The organism is Bacillus sp. M13(2017), from assembly GCF_002218325.1.
GTDB classification, from domain to species: domain Bacteria; phylum Bacillota; class Bacilli; order Bacillales; family Bacillaceae_G; genus Bacillus_A; species Bacillus_A thuringiensis_K.
In genome coordinates, this window is record NZ_KZ268505.1 from 220777 (window position 1) to 242286 (window position 21510).

Sequence of the window (21510 nt, forward strand, 5' to 3'; positions counted from 1 at the left end):
GAAGTTTAATAGTTTTTATTTTAACTTTCCATTTAAAAATCGATCATATAAGTCATGGAAATAGTTAGGACGAAATAAGTTCGCTGCATGTCCTGCTAACGGTATTTCCTTATATAGAACGTTAGGTAAAATAGATTTTAAATCAAATAGACAAGATTTATAGAGATGATCATGCTCTCCCATTACCCATAGTATAGGGTGAGGAAGTGATTTTAATTTAGATTTTAAATCGAATTCTAACCGATGTCGTAATGACTGGGCAATTATGGATGAATGTAATTGTAATCCGAAACGGTAGTAAATATTTCTTGAAATGACTGCGAACGGATTTGCTTTTAGTATACCACTTGGAAAAATAGTATTTGCGTATTGAGAGAGCCATTTAGAGTATTCATCTCCTCGCTTCTCCCAAAAATTTTGAAATACATTATATAAACGAGAAGGGTTATTGTAATGTCCTCCAATATGACAAATACTTAATACTTTTTCTGGATGCATTTGCGCAAAAATTGTAGAGATGTAACAGCCGTAACTTAGCGCACAAATATGAGCTTTTTTAATACCTTCTTGTTCATATAAGTTTAATAATTGATCTACGAGGCGCTGTAATGAAAAGTCGATTGCTTCACCTTTATCATCACCGTGACCTAATAAGTCATAAGTTATAATGTTGTAGGAGGCGGAAAATCGTTTTTGCTCCTTTTTGAAGGCGCGACGATTGCCAACTAATCCATGAATAAAAATAATTGTTTCCTTTTCAGAATGTATATTTGTTTGCAAAAAGGATACTCCTTTCACTAACTGGAGATTTATATCGTGTTGTAAATTATTTATCTATAATTTACATAGAATAATATTAAGTACCAGGTAATAATATCAGATATTTATATCTGTTGTAAAGATGAGTTTTTATGTATATTTTGTAAAAATAGAAAAAGTGTGTTTACATTCAGTTTACATTTGTATCGTATTCTAATTTTAGAAAGAACAGTTTTGTTTAACACGAGGAGATGAACAGGAATGGAAGTTAGAAATGAAATGAAAAAAAAAGGGAGTTGGAGGCAGTTTTTACGCCTTATTCAAGATACAAATCCTCCGAAAGGAATTTTAGTTTTTGCGTTGTTAATGAGTTTGCTTTCTACGGGAGCGAGTTTATTTATTCCTATGCTGACAAAAGGATTAGTAGATAATTTTTCGCTTTCTTCAATTAGTGCAGGACAAATTGTTGGGTTAGTTGCTTTCTTTGTAATGCAAACTATTGCGGCAGGATTGTCTATATATTTACTAAATTATATTGGGCAGAAGATTGTAGCGGGACTAAGAGAACGTTTGTGGAAAAAGGTACTTATCTTGCCGGTATCTTATTACGATCAAAATAGAACAGGTGATACGATCAGTCGTATGACGAATGATACAGGTGTTGTGAAAACGTTAATTTCTGAGCATTTGTCAAACTTATTAACAGGTGGTATTTCAATTGTTGGATCGTTAATTGTATTATTTGTTTTAGATTGGAAAATGACTGCGTTACTTTTAACGGTTATTCCGTTGTCTGTGTTAATTTTAGTTCCACTTGGACGAAAAATGTATAAGATTTCAAAAGCGCTTCAAGATGAAACTGCATCTTTTACAAGTGTGTTAACGCAAGTGTTATCAGAAATTCGTTTAGTGAAATCTTCAAATACAGAAAAAAGAGAATATGAAACGGGTAATACAGGTATACAAAAGTTATTACAATTTGGTTTGAAAGAAGGAAAAGTGCAAGCATTAATTTCACCAGTTATGTCGTTTGTTTTAATGGCACTACTTGTTATTATCGTAGGATATGGCGGGATGCGAGTTTCTAGCGGTGCATTAACAACCGGTGAACTTGTAGCGTTTATTTTGTATTTAGTTCAAATTGTAATGCCGATGAGTCAATTATCTATGTTCTTTACACAATTCCAAAAGGCAATTGGTGCAACGGAAAGAATTAGTACGATTTTAGAATATGAAGTAGAAGATCATGAAACTGGTGTGAAAGTGACAAATGCTAAGCAACCGATTGTTCTTGAAAATGTACATTTTGAGTATAACGAAGAAGAGCAAGTTTTGAAAAATATTGATTTCACAATTGAATCTGGAAAAGTGACAGCGATTGTAGGACCAAGTGGTAGTGGGAAAACAACGTTATTCTCATTATTGGAACGTTTTTATGAGCCAACTAGTGGTGCCATTAAATTAGGGGAAAAATCAATTACGAGTTATTCATTACAGTCATGGCGACGTCAAATCGGTTACGTATCACAAGATAGTCCGTTAATTGATGGAACAATTCGTGATAATATTTGTTATGGCGTCGAGGGCGAAGTAACGGATGAAGAAATTGAAAAAGTAGCAGCAATGGCATATGTTGATGCATTTATTCATGACTTACCAAACGGTTATGCAACAGAAGTTGGAGAACGTGGTGTGAAGCTTTCTGGGGGACAAAGACAGCGAATTGCCATTGCCCGAGCGTTACTTCGAAATCCGCAAATTCTTATGTTAGATGAGGCGACTTCAAGCTTAGATAGTAAATCTGAGTCTGTCGTTCAAAAAGCGTTAAATAACTTAATGAAAGGCAGAACAACGTTAGTGATTGCGCATAGACTTTCTACTGTTGTAGATGCAGATAAAATTGTCTTTATTGAAAAAGGCAACCTTACAGGAAGTGGTACACATGATGAATTATTACAGACGCATGATATGTATCGTGAGTTTGCAACGCAGCAATTGAAAATTAAAGAGGGTGCATTATAAAGTGAATCATCAGTGGGATTTTACTCCACTGATGATTCATTTTTAAAAAATATATTGATGCTAAGTAGAAAGGAAATGGTTCCTTTGATACCTAAAATTTTAATAGTAGACGACGATCCACACATTAGGGAACTCGTTTCTGTATTTTTAGAACGAGAAGGTTTTCAAACATATGAGGCAATTGATGGAGTAGATGCACTTCGGAAAATGGATGATGTAAAAGTCGATATGGTTATTCTTGATATCATGATGCCAAATATGGATGGGTTTGATGTATGTTTTGAATTAAGAAAATACTATGATATCCCGGTTCTGATGCTAACTGCCAAAGGGGAAACATCACAAAAAGTAAAAGGATTTCACCTTGGGACAGATGATTATCTTGTAAAACCATTTGACCCTATAGAATTAGTAGTGAGAGTAAAGGCATTATTGAAACGTTATCAAATTACAGTTTCCCAATCGATTCAAGTTGGAAATGTATTATTAAATCGTAAAACATTCGAAGTTACGTCTGGAGAACAAACGGTTACATTACCGTTAAAAGAATTTGAGCTGCTCTTTACTTTAGGGTCTAAATCGGGAAGAACTTGTTCGAGAGAGCAATTAATTGAAGAAATATGGGGATATGATTTTGAAGGGAATGAACGTACACTAGACGTTCATATTAATCGGTTACGTGAGAAGTTTCAAGAAGAGCAGTCGAAATTTAGTATTAAAACAATAAGAGGATTAGGGTATCGCTTAGAGGTAAGTAAATGAGAAAAAGAAAACGAATGAGTAAGTTGAAGATGCTGAAAGTATTTGGAGCGGTATTAGCGCTCTTTTCTTTTCTTACTATAATTTGGTCTATCGCATTTTATGTAGCAACTAGTATATTGAATGCTTTTGACGTAAACGTATCGCCGTTTGTTGCCTTTCTAATTAGTGATATGGTCGGTTTTGTATTTATTATTCTTATTTGGACATTGATTGGAATATTAATGAGACCAAAACGAGAGGCGATGATTTGGACTATTATTGAACCGATACAAAAAATTGCAAAAGGAGACTTCTCCGTAAAAATACGAAATGAAGAAAAGTATGATGGAGAAATTGGCGTGCTCGTAAAAAGTATAAATGATATGACAGATGAACTGAATACGATGGAGAAAATGAGACAAGAATTTGTATCGAATGTTTCTCATGAAATACAGTCACCATTAACTTCTATAAAAGGATTTGCTAGAGCACTACAAGAAGATAATTTTTCTGAGGAAAAAAGAAAGCATTATCTTACCATTATTGAAACTGAAACAACGAGATTATCTAAACTAAGTCAAAACTTATTGAAGCTAACTCTTTTAGAATCAGAAGAGTATACACCAGAAAGAGTGAGCTATCGATTAGATCAACAGTTAAAGCAAATTGTGTTAAATAGTGAACCACTCTGGGCTGAAAAAGAAATTGAGTTAGAACTAGATTTAGAAAAAGTACATGTTATTGCTGACCAAGAAAGTATGAGTCAAGTGTGGATTAATTTAATTCATAATAGTATTAAATTTACTCCAAGCGGTGGTACGATTACTATTCAGTTAAAGGAACATGAGACAGTAGTGGAAGTGCGTATCCGTGATTCAGGAATTGGTATATCAGAAGAACAGAAACAACATATTTTTGAGCGTTTTTATAAAGCGGATTCTTCACGAAATCGTGCCTATGGAGGAAGTGGCTTAGGTTTAGCTATTGTAAAGAAAGTACTCGACCTTCATCATGGGGAAATAAAAGTTGAGAGTGAAGAAGGGAATGGAACAGAATTTCTTGTGCGTATTCCTAATTATGAAGAAAAATAGTGTAGTGATAAAGAACCATTTTTTATTTCATACGCAGAAACTCTCTTATGAGGAGGGTGTCTTTATTTTGCATGAATAATGATAAATACGTGCAATGAATGCATAGTAAGTTTCTATAGTTACCTACAAGTAACCTACGCACATGAAAGTGCATCATTGCCTTTTTACATAAACATAGATACAATTTTAATATAATACATAACTGAGATGATTAAGGAGTGTTATACTTGGCAGAATTATTACAAGGTAAAAATGCTTTAATTACAGGAGCAGGTAGAGGGATTGGTCGCGCTGTAGCAATCGCATTAGCGAAAGAAGGCGTAAATGTAGGCTTATTAGCTCGTTCAGAAGAAAACTTAAAAGCTGTAGCGAAAGAAGTAGAAGCAGAAGGTGTAAAAGCTGTTATTGCAACTGCTGATGTTTCTTCATACGAAGAAGTAACAACTGCGATTGAAATGTTAAAAAATGATTTAGGATCTATCGATATTTTAATTAATAACGCTGGTATTTCTAAATTCGGTAAGTTTTTAGAACTAGACGTTGCTGATTGGGAAAAAATCATTCAAGTAAACTTAATGGGTGTATACTATGCAACTCGTGCAGCTTTACCGAGCATGATTGAACAACAATCTGGTGATATCATTAACATTTCATCTACAGCAGGACAAAAAGGTGCACCTGTAACAAGTGCATATAGTGCTTCTAAATTTGGTGTCCTTGGCTTAACAGAATCGTTAGCGATGGAAGTTCGCAAACATAACATTCGTGTAACAGCTTTAACTCCAAGTACAGTAGCAACTGATATGGCTGTAGATTTAGGATTAACTGATGGAAACCCTGATAAAGTAATGCAAGCAGAAGATATTGCAGAATTTATCGTAGCGCAGCTGAAATTAAATAAACGTACATTTATTAAATCTGCTGGACTTTGGTCTACTAATCCATAGGAATTAAATTTAACTTTAAAAGAAGGGATATCTATTCTGTAAGGGGTAGGTGTCCCTTCTTTATTTTTTGTATTCGAGACAGAATTTTCTGTATAATTAAAAGCGAATGGTAGAAAGCATTGGTAAATTGAAAGGAATGGCAGTTGTAAAAGAGTGATGTAAGGAGGGAGAAGGGATGAAAAAGAAGTTTCAAAAATTATAACATGTATCGTGTATAACGAGATTAGCTCGTGGACCTCCAGTATACATAGCATTATATTGTATATTAAAAATTGGAGGCTATAAATAGATGAGAACTGAAAAAGAAATGCTAGACGTAATTATAAATATAGCAAAAGAGGATGAAAGAATTCGAGCAGTTATCATGAATGGATCGCGTGTAAATCCAAATGTGAAAAGAGATTGTTTTCAAGACTATGATATTATGTATGTTGTAAATGATATACAATCTTTTACGTCTAATCATAATTGGATTCATAGATTTGGAGAAATAATGATTGTACAAATGCCAGAAGAAATGTCGTTAGTTCCACCAGATGAAGACGGGAAGTTTCCATATTTAATGCAGTTCATGGATGGGAATCGGATTGATTTAACGCTAGTTCCAGTTGAGTTAATACAAAAGTTCGTTGGACAAGATAGTTTAAGTAAACTGCTTCTTGATAAAGATAATTGTCTGGAAGAATTCCCGTCAGCAAGTGATAAAGATTACTTAGTAAAAAAGCCTACAGAAAAAGAGTTTTTAGATTGTTGTAATGAATTTTGGTGGTGTAGTACGAATATCGCAAAAGGGTTATGGCGAGAGGAACTTTCTTATGCGAAAGGTATGCTCGAAGGACCAGTGCGAGATATGTTCATCGTAATGCTAGAATGGCATATTGGTATGAAAACAGACTTTACAGTTAATACAGGTAAATTTGGAAAGCATTTTGAGCAATATTTTGAAGAAGATATGTGGGAGCAATTTAAAAAGACATTTTCTAATGCAGAATATGAAAACATATGGGATTCATTCTTTGTCATGGGTGATTTATTTAGAGAAGTGGCGAACGAAATCGCTAACACGTATGAATATCAATATCCGCAAGATGATGATGATAAAGTGACGAACTATTTAAAACATGTGAAAGCTTTGCCAAAAGATAGTACATCGATTTATTAATAATATAAAGCAGCAAGACTGTCCTAATTAAGGACAGTCTTATTTTTTGTTTATGAATAACAATTTCTCTAACAAAGTGCAGAGGAATCACATATGAAACTTTAGGGAGGTTTTTATTATGTATTATTTTTATTCGCCACAAATGTTTGCTCCATATCAATGGGGACTAGAACGAGATGTTTCGTGTGCTTATATGCCATATAACTCACTTTATTATGGAGAATATATAAGCGCATTGCCATACGCATATATCCCTCAAAGCTATGAAGTACAAATGAAAGCAGATGATCGTGGATCGTGGACAACATTTTCATGGGTTGAAAAATATGCGTACGCATTTTCAGGACCGTATAATAAAGCGGAAGTAGCTCTTACATTTGATGATGGACCAGATTTAGAATTTACGCCAAAAATATTAGATAAGTTAAAACAACATAATGTAAAAGCTACTTTTTTCTTACTTGGTGAAAACGCAGAAAAATTTCCGAACGTAGTAAAGCGTATTGCAAATGAAGGGCATGTAATTGGTAATCATACGTATAGTCATCCGAACTTAGCGAAAGTAAATGAGGATGAGTACCGTAATCAAATTATAAAAACGGAAGAAATATTAAATCGTTTAGCTGGTTATGCACCGAAGTTTATACGTCCGCCATACGGTGAAATACTTGAAAATCAATTAAAATGGGCCACAGAGCAAAATTTTATGATTGTACAGTGGAGTGTTGATACGGTTGATTGGAAAGGTGTGAGTGCTGATACGATTACAAATAATGTGTTAGGGAATTCATTTCCTGGAAGTGTCATCCTCCAACATTCAACACCAGGTGGGCATTTACAAGGATCTGTAGATGCACTAGACAAAATCATTCCGCAGTTAAAAACGAAAGGGGCACGTTTTGTAACACTTCCGAGTATGTTCCAGACATCAAAAGAGAGAAAGTGAATGTGTTATGAATTGGAAAAAAATAGGGTTTTGTCGTATAATGAAAGTGTAAGTTAGGGGGGATCTAATTGATTTATGCACTAGTAAACATAGGAATAAGCATATTGATTGGTATTATTTTTATACTTGCGGCAATTATCCTGCAAAAAAATCCAACGACCGATATTAATGTGGCATATGGTTATCGTACGAAACGATCTATGAAAAATAAGGAATTATGGGATGCGGGTAATAGGTATAGTGCAGAAGTGATGAAGCAAAACGGATTCATCATGATGTTAATTGGAAGTGTTATTAGTATACTGTTTAGATACTCCCATACAACGTTAGCTATAATGATCTTTATGCTAGTACTAATCATTTGCTTATTCATACGAGTAGAGAAAAGATTGAAGGAACTTGAGCAATAATGAAAAATAGGACTCCACGCAATATAATGCTAGGAGTCCTATTTTATTTATAAACTATTATTTTTTAATAAGTCTTTTCCTTTCTCTATAACAAATTCATAGTATGCAAGATCATACGGGTAAATATCTTCAAATGTTATTGTAATTGGTTTATTGTTTAAAACAGAAATAGCTGTAAAAGATGAAATTTCTCCATTTAATAGTTGTAGAAAAGAAGTTGCATGTACTTTCATCACATCGTCTACTTCTTCACCTGGTGCGAATGGAAGTGGATTGATGACATTGTGGAAATACATATGACAAAACTCGCGATCCGTAAGATTTGAAATTTCATAATCTATTTTAAAAATGCCCTTGTATGCTAAATCAGTCGTTTGGAAAGAAAGCCCTAATTCCTCTTCAATTTCACGAAGACCACCACTTTGTACATCTTCATCATGCATAATATGTCCGGCTGAAGTAATATCCCAAATGTTTGGAGCTTCTTTTTTATTTTTAGAGCGTAATTGGAAATATAAGAATATATCTTTAGCATCTTTTTCTACAAACCAACAATGAAATGTTTCGTGCCAATCACCGTCACGATGCACTTCATCGCGTAATTTCTTCCCAAGTGTATTTCTTTCAGAATCAAATATTGTTAACCACTCTGTCATTTTAATTCCCCTTTCTGCAAATTTTATTATACAATATTCGTATTGAATTTTGGGAAAATAAAGAAAAAGGGGCGATTATAAGTGGAGATAGAGCGTATGGAAATAAAATCGATTATTTCAACAGAGGAAGAGTTACGGAAAATATTGGGGAAACCAAGTGAGCGAGCATTGAAAAAAGTTATTTCATCATTAGACCACCATTGTGTAGATTTCCTTTCTAAATCTCCTTTTCTAGTATTATCTACTGCAAATAAGTTGGGGGAGTGTGACGCCTCGCCGAGAGGAGACGCACCTGGATTTGTATACGTACTCAATAATAATAAAATTATCATTCCAGAAAGGCCAGGAAATCGCCGTATGGACTCCATTTTGAATATTATTTCAAATCCACGTGTAGGACTAATCTTTTTTATTCCAGGTCTTGGGGAGACACTCAGAATAAATGGCCGAGCGTATATTACAAACGACGAAGAAATTTTGAAAGAAATGCAGGCGAATGGACGTAATCCGTTGCTTGGAATTGTTGTTGAAATAGAAGAGTGTTACATTCATTGTGCAAAAGCGTTTATTCGTTCTAAGATGTGGGATCCAGAATCTTGGTTACATAAAAAAGAGTTACCTTCAGCAGCAAAAATGTTGTTAGAGCATGCGAAAGTGAATGCTTCAGAAGAAGATGTTGCACGTTCTTTAGAAGAAAGTTATACAAAAAGATTGTATTAAAAATTTTATTGATATAATTTTGTAAGGTGAGTATGTACGGGTTTTAGAATGGGAATTTATCCCGCATTAACGGGCAGTAACACCCCTACCTCAAAATTCAGCGAAAGCAAAGAAGTTAGGTGGGGATCAACTGCCGGTAAAAGCCCGAATGGTGAAGGCTAATAATCAGTGGGGATGAACAAAATCCCCACTGATTAAAGTTTCACTTTATATATGAACCGTTGATTTATAAACTGGAGAAATGACAAAATAGGTAAATTGAGTGGCAGTTGCATAATGCTATTGTGAAATATAATAAAAAATTATTTTGAAAATAGTTAGTAAAAATAGGCTTGCTTTTTAAAAATTTGATAACTATAATAAATTAACAAATAGACATGAACGAAAAAGTAATGATAAGGACACGAAATCATTTTTACGGTTTACAGAGAGGGAAGCCAAGGGTGTGAGCTTCCTAACACGAGAAATGATTTTACCACCTTTGAACTTCAATAGTGAACGAGTAATCTAGTAATTATTGGCGGTATCAGCCGTTATCTGAACTTGAGCAATCTAGGAGGAAATACGTCTAGATTGGAACAAGGGTGGAACCACGAAAACACATTCGTCCCTTTCCTAGGGATGAGTGTGTTTTTTTATGGTATAAGAGATTGAAAATTTAAAATAATTATAAATAGTATTGATTTTGTTTTTTATGCGAGTATAATGAGTTAACAAATAAACATGAACGAAAAAGTAACGATAAGGACACGAAATCATTTTTACGGTTTACAGAGAGGGAAGCCAAGGGTGTGAGCTTCCTAACACGAGAAATGATTTTACCACCTTTGAACTTCAATAGTGAACGAGTAATCTAGTAATTATTGGCGGTATCAGCCGTTATCTGAACTTGAGCAATCTAGGGAGAAATACGTCTAGATTGGAACAAGGGTGGAACCACGAAAACACATTCGTCCCTTTCCTAGGGATGGGTGTGTTTTTTTACTTTGAAAGGAGGTGCAGTAACATGGAACGATTTGTACGTACGGAAATAACCACCACCTGCATGATTAAAAAGCAGAGTAAGGTGATTGATAGAGATAAATAATAAAATTGTAGGAGGAGATTAGAAGATGAATAACGTTATAAATGTTGGGGTATTAGGTTTAGGTACGGTCGGAAGTGGTGTTGTCCATATTTTGAAAGAACATTATAAAAAAATCGCTCTTGATACAGGATACGAAGTGAAAGTGAAAACAGTCGTTGTACGTGATTTGGAAAAAGAACGCGATGTTTGTATTGACGGAATTGCAGTAACAAGTCATGCAGATGAAGTTCTAAATGATTCAAATATTGATATTGTAGTAGAGGTAATGGGCGGAATTGAAGAAGCAAAACAGCATATTGTTAAGGCTTTACGAAATAAAAAACATGTCGTAACAGCAAATAAAGATTTAATGGCTGTATATGGTGCAGAGCTTCTTCAACTGGCGAACGATAATGATTGTGATTTATGTTACGAAGCGAGTGTAGCGGGCGGTATTCCAGTGTTAAGAGGATTAACGGATGGGTTAGCTTCAGATCAAATTGAAAAAATAATGGGAATTGTAAATGGTACAACAAATTATATGTTAACAAAAATGAGTCAAAATGGATGGTCTTATGAAGAAGCTTTACAGGAAGCACAAAAATTAGGCTTTGCAGAATCGGATCCGACAGCAGATGTAGATGGACTAGATGCGGCGAGAAAAGTAGCAATTCTTGCAAACTTAGGTTTTTCGATGAATGTTTCATTAGATGATGTGCAAGTAAGAGGGATTCGAAAGGTCGAAAAAGAAGATTTACAAATGGCTGAAAAGTTAGGATTTACTATGAAGTTAATTGGTAAGGCTGAAAAACAAGGACCAGCCATTCATTTAAGTGTAGAACCGACGCTTTTACCGAGCCAGCATCCATTATCAAATGTGAATAATGAATTTAATGCGGTGTATGTTCATGGCCAAGCGGTAGGAGAAGTAATGTTTTATGGACCCGGAGCTGGGAAGTTACCGACTGGTTCTGCTGTAGTAAGTGATATTATTTCAATCGTTAAAAATATGAATCAAGTTCCGAAAAATAAAAGTGCGTTAAAAGAACCAGTTCCTTATGAATTACAAGGTGATGAAGAAGTAGTTTCGAAATATTTCTTACGTATTTCATTACGAGATGAACCTGGGATGTTACAGAAAATAACAGAATGTTTTGTTAATTATTCTGTAAGTTTAAAAGAAGTTATTCAATTACCTTTAAACCGTGAACTGGCAGAAGTCGTGGTTGTGACACATCGAACTTCCAAGTATCAATTCGAACGAGTTTTAGAAGCGATAGAAGCTGTCGCAAGTGAAATAAACAGTTACTACATTATTGAGGAGGAAAAACAATATGTATAAAGGACTATTAAAACAGTATGCGTCTTATTTACCGGTGAATGAAAATACACCTGATGTCAGCTTAATGGAAGGAAACACACCACTTATTCCATTATTAAATATATCAAAACAATTAGGGATTCAGCTATATGGTAAGTACGAAGGAGCGAATCCGACAGGTTCTTTTAAAGATCGTGGCATGGTCATGGCAGTTGCTAAGGCGAAAGAAGAAGGTTCAGAAGCAATCATTTGTGCATCAACAGGTAATACATCAGCATCAGCTGCAGCATATGCGGCACGTCTTGGGATGAAATGCATTATCGTAATACCGGAAGGAAAGATTGCACATGGAAAATTAGCACAAGCAGTTGCCTATGGTGCTGAAATCATTTCAATAGAAGGGAATTTCGATGATGCACTTAAGGCTGTAAGAAATATTGCTGCAGAAGAGCCGATTACGTTAGTAAACTCAGTAAATCCTTATCGAATTGAAGGGCAAAAAACGGCAGCATTTGAAATTTGTGACCAATTGCAAAATGCACCAGATGTTCTAGCTATCCCTGTTGGGAACGCAGGAAATATTACAGCATATTGGAAAGGTTTCTGTGAATATGAGAAAGAAAAAGGTTATAAGAAGCCAAGAATTCATGGCTTTGAAGCGGAAGGAGCAGCTGCAATTGTAAAAGGGCATGTAATTGAAGAGCCTGAAACAATTGCAACAGCGATTCGAATCGGTAACCCGGCAAGTTGGTCATACGCAGTAGAGGCTGCTGAGCAGTCTCACGGTGAAATAGATATGGTATCAGATGAAGAAATTTTACATGCGTATAGGTTATTGGCAAAAACTGAAGGAGTTTTCGCTGAACCGGGATCAAATGCTTCATTAGCCGGCGTAATTAAACATGTTGAATCTGGAAAAATCAAAAAGGGAGAAACAGTTGTTGCAGTATTAACTGGAAATGGTTTGAAGGATCCTGATATCGCTATTTCTTCAAATCAACTAGACATCGCAAGTGTGTCAAATGATATAGAACAAATTAAAGATCATATTAAAGGGGTGATTATGTCGTGATACCATTTAGCGTTCGTGTCCCTGCTAGTACGGCGAATGTTGGTCCTGGATTTGATTCAGTTGGAATAGCTTTGTCATTGTATTTAGATGTGGTGGTTAAAGAAAAAGCTGATAAATGGCAAGTAATCCATTCCTTTGAAGAATCAATTCCGACAGACGATAAAAATTTAATCGTTAGCACGGCATGTAAAGTATGTCCTTCTATATCACCCCATATAATAGAAGTTACTAGTAATATCCCATTAACGAGAGGGCTAGGAAGTAGTGCATCAGCAATTGTAGCCGGGATAGAGCTTGCGAATCAACTAGGCAATTTGAACTTAACTGCTGATCAAAAAGTTCAAATTGCTACAAATTTTGAAGGACATCCTGATAATGTTGCTGCTTCTATATTAGGTGGAACTGTAATTGGAGCACTTGATGGAAAGGATCTTTCCGTCGTAAGAATTGAGAGCAAGGAATTGGGTGTAATTTCTCTCATTCCGAATGCAGAATTAAATACAGATGAAAGTCGATCTGTATTACCAAAGATGTTTCCGTTTCATGAGGCAGTTAAAGCTAGTGCGATAAGTAACGTATTAGTAGCTGCATTATGTCAAAAGCGGTGGGAAGTTGTAGGTGAAATGATGGAGAGAGACCATTTTCACGAACCATATCGTTTAGAACTCGTACCATTATTACCATCTATTCGTAAATGCGCAAAAGAATTTGGTGCGTACGGCACAGCACTTAGCGGTGCGGGGCCATCTATTTTTATATTAACGCCATATGAGAAACGTCAAGAAATCGCTGAGCAATTAGCGAGAGTATTTACAGATATGAAAGTATGTGAGCTTGAAATCGACCATAAAGGTATTATTGTAAATAAGGAAGAGCATATTGGAACGTAAAGAAAGCTGGCATGGCTAGCTTTCTTTACGTTGCAAACCTATTTTAAATTAGGTTTTTTCGGAAAAAATATAAAACAAATGTTGATTTTGAATAATGTAAGTAAAGAGTGCATTCATTTTGGAGGTGATTAAATGAATAAAGAGTCACCAGAAGAAAAAAGAGAGCGTATGAGACAAAGTGAATTAAAAAGTAATCCTACGGGTTCTTTACGTGACGGACTCAATAGGGCGGAAACGGGTAGTCCAGTTGATATAGCAGGCGGTATGAATTGGAAAGGTACAGGAATAATCATTTTAGTACTACTTTTAGGATACATTGTATACACTTATTTTTTCAGTTGAAGAATGCTTGTTAAAATTTTGATTTGTTTAGTTTCATAATTGTTGAGAAAAAATGCAGTTACTGTATTACATATCTTCTAAGCGAATTATAGTTGTTCATATCAACTTTTAATACTCCAAACAGAGCTAGCAAAATGCTAGCTCTATTATTTTTTGCCACATTCCTGTAACAAAGCATCTGTATATTCATTGGTGGAGGTGCAGAGGATGAAAAAAATGATAGCGATATGTCTTCTTACAACTATGTCGTTTTCGACTTTAGTCGGTTGTGACGTAAAAGGTAGTAATGCTGTACAAGAGTCTAAAATAAAGAAAGCGACGTATAAAGATTTTACTTATGATGTAAATCCAGAAACATTCACATTAACTGTAGAACATGAGGGGGTAAAGGAACAGGCATCACAACCCCTACCGAAAATGAAGGTATCGAATGTAAAAAAAGAAAAGGATCGTACATCGTGGGAATATCCAGATCAAAAAGTAAAAATAAAATTAGAAAAGAAAAAAGACCACTTAAACATTGAAGTGGAATCGACTGGTGCAGAAAGCTTTACATGGCCGAAAGTAGAAGCTGAAAATTATACACTTCCGTTATGGGAGGGTAAGCAAATTCCGAGCAATGATGAGAATTGGAAGAAGTTTTTAAAGGATGATGCATATTCATTTGCTGAATCATTTTCTATGAAATTTTTCGCATTAAATGGTTCGAAATATTCAATTGTATATATTGCAACGAATATGTTTAATAATGAATTGAAATTTCATTCGGATCCGAAAATAGGATTTGATTTTACACATGAATTTCCGAGCATAAATAAAAATAAAACATATGGATTTCAATTATATGTGACAAATAATGATGCGGTAAGCATTGCTAAACTGTATAAGGATGATATTGTTCGAAAAGGTGAATTTAAAACATTACAAGAAAAGGCTAGAAAAAATAAAGAAATCGAAAAGTTATATGGAGCGGCGCATTTTTATTTTTGGAATCAAAATGGTTTATTAGAAAATAATATAAATTGGCCAAAACTAAGGGAGCAAATAAATAGCCCGCTGTTTAGTCATATAAAAGAACTTATTCAAAAGAATAGTTCCGAGCCTGGGGAACTGAATGTATTGGATCAAGTAAGTAAACAAGATTTCATTGATAAGTATCAAAAAAATGTTATTTTACGTTATATAAACGAAGTATTATCGATGAAGGAATTTTATAAAGAGGATATTTTTCAAAACGTTAATCAGGAAGCTAGTGTGCTATTAAAGAAAGGTGTAGGTCACTTAACGAATACAGAATTGTATAGCTTAAATAAGCATTTATTAAAGTCGCTACTTGGTGATGCGGTTGAAGAGGTAAGTAAATGGGGTAATGCAGATGGAACGGATATATTAAAGGAAATGAAAGAGGCAGGAATAGAAAAAGCGTGGATTGGTCTGCCGAACTGGGAACAAGGATTTATGCAACCTAATTTCGTGACAAAAGCTAAGGAAATGGGGTATTTAGTTGGTCCGTATGATTCGTATCATTCCATTCACGAAAAAAGTGATAAAAATTGGAACACAGCATTCTTTAATGACCCGTCATTATATGAAGAGGCTACTGTAACGAAGAAAAACGGAGAAAAGGTGCAAGGCTTTTTAGGAAGAGGTCGCAAGTTAAATCCGACTTTATCGCTGCCTAGTGTAAAGGAACGCATGAATGATATATTACAAAATGGTCCTAAATATAATTCATGGTTTATTGATTGTGATGCGACAGGTGAAATTTACGATGACTATTCAGCGAAACATATAACGACGCAAGAGCAAGATTTAAAAGCACGTTTAAAACGAATGGACTACATTGCCCAAGAAAAGGGTATGGTCGTTGGTTCTGAAGGCGGAAATGATTTTGCTAGTAGTACGATTGCATTTGCACATGGAATTGAAACACCTGTTATTAAATGGGACGATGAAGATATGCGGAAAAATAAAACAAGTCCGTATTATGTCGGTGGATATTGGTCACCAAATCAAAATGTGCCTGAAAAATATGCAAAACAAGTACCATTGAAAGAAGAATATAAACAAGTATATTTAAACCCAGTATATTCGGTACCATTATATAAATTAGTATACAATGATTCCGTTATTACAACGCATCATTGGGAATGGGGAAGTTTAAAGGTAAAAGATGAAGTTGGAAATCGAATGCTGTCTGAATTATTGTATAATGTTCCTCCGTTGTACCATTTAGATGAAGTAGAGTGGAATAAGCATAAAAAAGAAATTACAGAGCATCTAAAAGTTTGGAATGAAGTTCATGAAAAAGCAGTAAAAGAAGAGATGACGAATTTTGCGTATTTGTCAGAAGATAAGCTAGTACAATCTGTTTCTTATGGAAAAGATATTAAAATCATTGTGAACTTCTCAAATGAAGACATGGAAGTAGAAAAAACGAAAATAAAAGCAAAGTCGGCTTACATTGATAATCAGGGGAAGAAAAGCGTGTATACGCCGTTTGAGAAATAATAACGTCAAATATACTGTATTCATAGAGATTTTATAATTAGCTGGATTCTTTATTCATATCGTTTGTTAAGAAAAAGACATCCTAATTTAAAATGAAAGAGTTAATAAATTTGTAAATTCATATGTTACGAAGTGCTAAATTTTTGAAATTGGTAAATAGTGACTTGCCAAAAATAAGTACGAGAGTATAATGTGAAATGGAATACGTATTGGGTTTAAGTAGTAACCTTACAAAATTGTAAGGTTAGTGAAAGGAAATTCAATATGAAGATAAATAGACTTACATTATACTTGGTAAAGAGAAAGAGAGGCGAGTGGGTATGAGCTCTGAATTAGAACAAAATACGAGAAGTAATAAAAAGCGTTCTAAAAGAAAGTCAATAAAATGGTTCATATTAATTCCATTTTTCCTACTTATTTTTGGAGGAGTAGGATATGGTTCGTTTATATATAATAAAGCAAAAGCTGTTGTAAATGATGCGTATGCAAAAATTGATAAGTCATCAAAGCGTGATAAAGAAGTCGAACCTTTAAAGGATAATATTTCAATATTAATCATGGGTGTAGATGGAAGTGAAATGAGAAAAAGCCAATATGGCGAAGCAGTTCGAACAGATGCACTTTTATTAGCAACAATTAATAAAGATGATAAGTCTGTTAAGCTAGTAAGTATTCCACGTGATTCACGTGTTTACATTCCAACTAGAAAAAAATTAGATAAAATTACTCATGCTCACGTATTTGGTGGCGTAGAAAGCACACGCGATACGGTGGAAAGATTTTTGAATGTACCTGTTGATTATTATGTGAAGTTTAACTTTGAATCATTCGTACAAATTGTCGATTCAATTGGTGGTATTGATATTGATGTACCAGTTACTTTCACTGAACAAGATAGTAAAGACCAAGCTGGTATGATCCATTTAGAAAAAGGTTACCAACATTTAAATGGAGAACAAGCTCTTGCACTTGCAAGAACGCGTAAAATTGATAGTGACGCAATGCGTGGACAGAGACAGCAACTTGTAATAGAAGCAATTGCCAAAAAAGCGATGTCTGTTCAATCAATTAGCAAAATGGGCTCTTTACTAGATGCGGTTGATAAAAATATGAAAACGAACTTAACATTTGACGATATGCTTGCCATTACAAAAAATATGGCAGGATCTAATTTGGAAATGGAAAAATTGCAAATAGAAGGTACAGATAAACGTATCGGTGGTATTTATTATTACATTCCAAATGAAAAAAATGTAAAAGATATTTCAAAAAAATTAAATGATCATTTAGGTGTAACGCCAAAATCAGTCCGAAACGAATAATAAAAAAAGATTGGCTTTTGCCAATCTTTTTTTTTGGAATGTATTTGTAACTTTTCTGTAACGATTTTTTAGTTTAGAAAAATTATACTTATATGTATGAGTATAATGGATAGGTAAAAAAGTAAAAGGACATATTCAAAATTTGTGGTAAGGAAAGATATCATATGCAGAAATGGTTAAGCATGATGGGAATTATCTTTATATTGACTGGATGTAAAATGTCTGAAGCTCCAACAAGTCTAATGGAAGCTCCTACAAATGAAAAATGGATTAATGAATTAAAGGAACAAATTGATAAAGATTTACCTGTTAATTATCGCTTACTTACTCCAATGTCTAATAGAGATAAACAGACGACATGGTCAATGAATTTCGAACGAGATAATAAAAAAGAAGCTGTCATCGTATATAAAATACCTAATGAAGATTATCATATATATTTAGCCGTATATGAGAAGAAAAATAATGGATGGAATATGAAGTCAACCTATACATTTGATGGGGAAGAAGTAGATATTGTTGAGGTAGGAGATTTCACAGGGAGTGGAAAAAGAGAACTATTGATAGGAATAACTACCAATCGTGATTTATTAGAAAACACAATGTATGTTTTTTCCAATGAGAGTGACGATATAAAGGAATTTTATAGACAGAAGTATACGAAGTTATTTATAGATGATTTAAACAAAAATGGTTTTAAAGACATAAGCCTTGTTTCGTATATGAAAGATGAACAGTTGAAGGTTCAGTTCATTGAAAAGTTTAAGGTATTGTCAGAGGTTACATTTGATCCGTATATAAATAGTATTCAAAGAATACAAATGGGCCGTATTTCTAAATCATTAAAGGCAGTTGTAATCGATGCGGGAACAGGGGCTCATTCAGGTATAACTTATGTAGCAAAATTTGATCAGGATCATTATGAAGTATTACCTATAGGTGGGAAAGAAGATTTATTTAATGAATATGTTGTAGAAAGTAAAGATGTTAATGAAGACGGCATTATTGAATTTGTTCGTACTGTACGTCCAAAAGGTTGGGAGGATAAATCACATGGTGATAGTCCGCTTTTTGAACGTTACATACAGTGGAGTGAATCTGGAATTAAACCAATTGAAGAACGATATATAGATATAGAAAAAGGGTATTATGTGAAAATTCCTAAAGAGTTAATAGGGAAAATTACAATACCAGATCAGCAAAAAGAATCAAATTCTCAAAAGTTTTTGGATACAAGAACAAATAAAATATGGCTTGAAGTTCATATTTTTAAGCGGAAAGAATGGTTCAATATAAAAGGCTACAGCGCAGCAATTAAAACGGCTTCTCACGTATATGCAGTACCGAAGCAATCGGAATTTGAAAAAGTGAAAGCATATATAAAACCGCTAGCGGATTATCAACAAGAGTAGGAGGTGGGAATTATGTCAAAAATTTTAGTTTTAGAAGATGAATTAACGATCCGTAGCTTTATTGTTTTAAATTTAAAACGTGCTGGATTTTATGTAATAGAAGCTACTACTGGAGAAGAAGCGTTACAGATTTTGAGTGAACAAACTGTTGATATAGCACTGCTGGATGTAATGTTACCGGGGATTGATGGTTTAGAAGTTTGTAAGGCTATCAGGAAAGAAAATAAAAAAATGGGTATTATTATGTTAACCGCACGTGTACAAGATGAAGATAAGGTGCAAGGACTAGGAATAGGTGCAGATGATTATATTGCAAAACCGTTTAGTCCAGTAGTATTAACTGCACGTATACAGTCTTTATTAAGAAGAATAGAAGTACATGAAGAAAAAACGAATATTGTTACGTCAGGTCCATTTTCGTTAAATATTATAGAAGAAAGATTGTATAAAGATGGACAATTAGTCGATTTAACACCTACAGAGTATATGATATTACAGTATTTAATGAATCAGGCTTCAAAGCCAGTTTCGCGTGATGAAATTTTAAATATGATTTGGGGAACCAATTACGTAGGTGAGACGAAAGTAGTAGATGTAAATATGAGACGGTTACGTCAAAAGATAGAATGTAATCCATCAGAACCTGAATTTATTCTTACGGTGTGGGGAAAAGGATATGTGTGGAAGGAAAGTATAAGATGAAACGGAAAGTGACTTTATATTTTATGACGGTCATTACACTTATGCTTGTATTATTTGAAGTTGTATTTTCAGTCTCAATTTATCGATACTATTATAATGGTATTGTGCAATATATAGAGTCTCATGCAAAAACGAGTACACGTTTTTTTTCAGAATACAATTCACTATACTTTATTCGATTACAAGAATATAGTGGTGACATAATTAGTAGCTTTCAATTAGAAGGAACAGAATTACAGTTAATTGATCGTCATGGCTCGGTTATACAATCTTCAAGTGGTGAAAAGGTAGAAGGTAAAGTGAATATTCCGCAATCATTATTAGAAGGTGAAATGTATAACCAAGTTACTATGAAAGGTAATAAAAAACAACTAGAGGTGCTAAGTCCACTTATACATCAAGGACAAACTATTGGTGTTTTAAAATATACGACTGTTTTAACAAATGTAAATAAAAAGATTATTGAAATTATTACGTTTACTATTTCTGTAGGTATTGTTATTTCGGGAGTCGTCTTCTTAATTAGTAGACGTTTGGCAAATTCATTTGTTGAGCCAATTGAATCTATTATTCAGGCCTCTTCACAAATTGCAGAAGGCACATTAAAGCAAAAAATTAAAGAAGATTATCCTGGAGAATTAGGTGACTTGGCACATAGTTTAAATTATATGGCCTATAAAATAGATAAGGCTGAGCAGATGAAAAATGAATTCATTGCTTCTATTTCGCACGAAATACGAACGCCTTTAACAGGAATTAAAGGTTGGAGTGAGACGTTAAAAACAGTAGATCATTTAACAGAAGAAGAAATAAAGCAAGGTATGGGCATTATTTCAGGTGAGACAGATAGATTGATTCATTTAGTAGAAGAATTGCTAGATTTTTCAAGATTACAATCAAATCATTTTAATTTATATAAACAAAAGGTTCAATTGTACGATATACTAGAGGAGACGATTTGGCAATTAACTCCTAAATCGGAAGAGAAGGAAATTCAATTTATTACTACTATAGACCGAATTGAATTGATGGGAGATCGAAATAGGCTAAAGCAAGTTTTCTTGAATATTGTTCAAAATGCAATTAAGTATTCACATAAAAAAAGTACAATACACATTGAAGCGACTAAAATAGAAGGACAAGCAGTGATTAAGGTAAGAGACGAAGGGATTGGAATTGCTAAAGAACATTTACCATATATTGAGCAATCATTTTACCAAATTAATAATCATGCTGCAGGTGCAGGTATTGGTTTAGCTATCGTTAAAAAAATGGTAGAGCTTCATGGCGGTGCGTTTAGTGTTACAAGCAAAGAAGGAATAGGAACAACAATTTTGATAAAACTCCCATTATAATACAAATAAAATCTATTTATATAGTGAAATAAAAATAAATAGATGTATAATTATATTGGGCGA

Annotated in this window: 19 protein-coding genes and 2 other annotated features; of the genes, 17 read left to right on the top strand and 2 right to left on the bottom strand. The window is 34.0% G+C overall.

The window, feature by feature from the left end; genetic code table 11:
* Positions 1-15 precede the first annotated feature (15 nt).
* The gene (locus tag CGQ22_RS16185; protein ID WP_001194306.1) at positions 16-780 is read right to left on the bottom strand and encodes an alpha/beta fold hydrolase; all 765 of its coding nucleotides are present in this window, start codon (positions 778-780) and stop codon (positions 16-18) included.
* Between the two features lie 240 nt (positions 781-1020).
* On the opposite strand from CGQ22_RS16185, the gene CGQ22_RS16190 reads away from it, so the two are divergent.
* From CGQ22_RS16190 to CGQ22_RS16220, 7 genes are all read left to right on the top strand, one after another.
* Positions 1021-2781, top strand: coding sequence for an ABC transporter ATP-binding protein (locus tag CGQ22_RS16190; protein ID WP_089148981.1), 1761 nt, complete (start codon positions 1021-1023; stop codon positions 2779-2781).
* Between the two features lie 84 nt (positions 2782-2865).
* On the top strand, positions 2866-3543 hold the full coding sequence (hitR, locus tag CGQ22_RS16195) for an envelope stress response regulator transcription factor HitR (protein ID WP_000612415.1): 678 nt from the start codon (positions 2866-2868) through the stop codon (positions 3541-3543).
* On the top strand, positions 3540-4613 hold the full coding sequence (gene hitS / locus CGQ22_RS16200; protein WP_139032735.1) for an envelope stress sensor histidine kinase HitS: 1074 nt from the start codon (positions 3540-3542) through the stop codon (positions 4611-4613). The genes hitR and hitS overlap by 4 nt, the downstream gene beginning before the upstream one ends.
* 227 nt (positions 4614-4840) lie before the next feature.
* Positions 4841-5560 carry a 3-ketoacyl-ACP reductase gene (locus tag CGQ22_RS16205; protein WP_061664158.1) on the top strand — a complete coding sequence of 240 codons (720 nt, stop codon included), beginning with the start codon at positions 4841-4843 and terminating at the stop codon, positions 5558-5560.
* Positions 5561-5849: 289 nt separating this feature from the next.
* A complete protein-coding gene (locus CGQ22_RS16210) occupies positions 5850-6722 on the top strand; it encodes an aminoglycoside 6-adenylyltransferase (RefSeq protein WP_089148982.1) in 873 nt (290 codons plus the stop codon).
* A 118-nt stretch (positions 6723-6840) separates the two neighbouring features.
* A complete protein-coding gene (locus CGQ22_RS16215; protein ID WP_089148983.1) occupies positions 6841-7668 on the top strand; it encodes a peptidoglycan-N-acetylglucosamine deacetylase in 828 nt (275 codons plus the stop codon).
* Positions 7669-7739: 71 nt separating this feature from the next.
* A complete protein-coding gene (locus CGQ22_RS16220; protein WP_139032820.1) occupies positions 7740-8078 on the top strand; it encodes an SdpI family protein in 339 nt (112 codons plus the stop codon).
* A gap of 47 nt (positions 8079-8125) precedes the next feature.
* Here the strand turns inward: CGQ22_RS16220 and CGQ22_RS16225 are convergent, their stop codons facing one another.
* Positions 8126-8734, bottom strand: coding sequence for an NUDIX hydrolase (locus CGQ22_RS16225; RefSeq protein WP_089148985.1), 609 nt, complete (start codon positions 8732-8734; stop codon positions 8126-8128).
* Positions 8735-8815: 81 nt separating this feature from the next.
* On the opposite strand from CGQ22_RS16225, the gene CGQ22_RS16230 reads away from it, so the two are divergent.
* The 10 genes from CGQ22_RS16230 (at position 8816) to CGQ22_RS16280 (ending at position 21447) form a co-directional block, all read left to right on the top strand.
* Positions 8816-9454 carry a pyridoxamine 5'-phosphate oxidase family protein gene (locus tag CGQ22_RS16230; protein WP_089148986.1) on the top strand — a complete coding sequence of 213 codons (639 nt, stop codon included), beginning with the start codon at positions 8816-8818 and terminating at the stop codon, positions 9452-9454.
* Between the two features lie 383 nt (positions 9455-9837).
* Positions 9838-10069: a binding site (T-box leader), on the top strand.
* A 114-nt stretch (positions 10070-10183) separates the two neighbouring features.
* Positions 10184-10415, top strand: a binding site (T-box leader).
* A 151-nt stretch (positions 10416-10566) separates the two neighbouring features.
* Positions 10567-11862: a homoserine dehydrogenase gene (locus tag CGQ22_RS16240; RefSeq protein ID WP_001066901.1), complete on the top strand. Its 1296-nt coding sequence runs from the start codon at positions 10567-10569 to the stop codon at positions 11860-11862.
* Positions 11855-12913 carry a threonine synthase gene (gene thrC, locus CGQ22_RS16245; RefSeq protein WP_000276435.1) on the top strand — a complete coding sequence of 353 codons (1059 nt, stop codon included), beginning with the start codon at positions 11855-11857 and terminating at the stop codon, positions 12911-12913. Before CGQ22_RS16240 ends, thrC begins: the two co-directional genes overlap by 8 nt.
* Entirely contained in the window at positions 12910-13803 is an 894-nt protein-coding gene (gene thrB / locus CGQ22_RS16250) for a homoserine kinase (protein WP_046945378.1), read from the top strand. Before thrC ends, thrB begins: the two co-directional genes overlap by 4 nt.
* Before the next feature lie 132 nt (positions 13804-13935).
* Positions 13936-14145, top strand: a complete 210-nt coding sequence (locus tag CGQ22_RS16255; RefSeq protein ID WP_001031483.1) for a DUF6366 family protein — start codon at positions 13936-13938, stop codon at positions 14143-14145.
* A 207-nt stretch (positions 14146-14352) separates the two neighbouring features.
* Positions 14353-16656 (top strand): glycoside hydrolase, encoded by a 2304-nt coding sequence (locus CGQ22_RS16260; protein WP_089148987.1) that lies wholly within the window; start codon positions 14353-14355, stop codon positions 16654-16656.
* A gap of 320 nt (positions 16657-16976) precedes the next feature.
* Positions 16977-17978, top strand: coding sequence for an LCP family protein (locus CGQ22_RS16265; RefSeq protein ID WP_002163948.1), 1002 nt, complete (start codon positions 16977-16979; stop codon positions 17976-17978).
* 164 nt (positions 17979-18142) lie between these two features.
* Positions 18143-19390: a hypothetical protein gene (locus tag CGQ22_RS16270; protein WP_001174877.1), complete on the top strand. Its 1248-nt coding sequence runs from the start codon at positions 18143-18145 to the stop codon at positions 19388-19390.
* A 12-nt stretch (positions 19391-19402) separates the two neighbouring features.
* The gene (locus CGQ22_RS16275) at positions 19403-20092 is read left to right on the top strand and encodes a response regulator transcription factor (RefSeq protein ID WP_000036070.1); all 690 of its coding nucleotides are present in this window, start codon (positions 19403-19405) and stop codon (positions 20090-20092) included.
* Positions 20089-21447, top strand: coding sequence for a sensor histidine kinase (locus CGQ22_RS16280; RefSeq protein WP_002181652.1), 1359 nt, complete (start codon positions 20089-20091; stop codon positions 21445-21447). Before CGQ22_RS16275 ends, CGQ22_RS16280 begins: the two co-directional genes overlap by 4 nt.
* Positions 21448-21510: the final 63 nt, after the last annotated feature.

What these genes read in the sequence shown, in the direction of transcription:
- CGQ22_RS16190 (WP_089148981.1), top strand. Translation starts at nt 1,021, where the DNA reads ATGGAAGTTAGAAATGAAATGAAAAAAAAAGGGAGTTGGAGGCAGTTT.
- hitS (WP_139032735.1), top strand. Translation starts at nt 3,540, where the DNA reads ATGAGAAAAAGAAAACGAATGAGTAAGTTGAAGATGCTGAAAGTATTT.
- CGQ22_RS16210 (WP_089148982.1), top strand. Translation starts at nt 5,850, where the DNA reads ATGAGAACTGAAAAAGAAATGCTAGACGTAATTATAAATATAGCAAAA.
- CGQ22_RS16215 (WP_089148983.1), top strand. Translation starts at nt 6,841, where the DNA reads ATGTATTATTTTTATTCGCCACAAATGTTTGCTCCATATCAATGGGGA.
- CGQ22_RS16225 (WP_089148985.1), bottom strand. Translation starts at nt 8,734, where the DNA reads ATGACAGAGTGGTTAACAATATTTGATTCTGAAAGAAATACACTTGGG.
- CGQ22_RS16240 (WP_001066901.1), top strand. Translation starts at nt 10,567, where the DNA reads ATGAATAACGTTATAAATGTTGGGGTATTAGGTTTAGGTACGGTCGGA.
- thrC (WP_000276435.1), top strand. Translation starts at nt 11,855, where the DNA reads ATGTATAAAGGACTATTAAAACAGTATGCGTCTTATTTACCGGTGAAT.
- CGQ22_RS16255 (WP_001031483.1), top strand. Translation starts at nt 13,936, where the DNA reads ATGAATAAAGAGTCACCAGAAGAAAAAAGAGAGCGTATGAGACAAAGT.
- CGQ22_RS16260 (WP_089148987.1), top strand. Translation starts at nt 14,353, where the DNA reads ATGAAAAAAATGATAGCGATATGTCTTCTTACAACTATGTCGTTTTCG.
- CGQ22_RS16265 (WP_002163948.1), top strand. Translation starts at nt 16,977, where the DNA reads ATGAGCTCTGAATTAGAACAAAATACGAGAAGTAATAAAAAGCGTTCT.
- CGQ22_RS16270 (WP_001174877.1), top strand. Translation starts at nt 18,143, where the DNA reads ATGCAGAAATGGTTAAGCATGATGGGAATTATCTTTATATTGACTGGA.
- CGQ22_RS16275 (WP_000036070.1), top strand. Translation starts at nt 19,403, where the DNA reads ATGTCAAAAATTTTAGTTTTAGAAGATGAATTAACGATCCGTAGCTTT.
- CGQ22_RS16280 (WP_002181652.1), top strand. Translation starts at nt 20,089, where the DNA reads ATGAAACGGAAAGTGACTTTATATTTTATGACGGTCATTACACTTATG.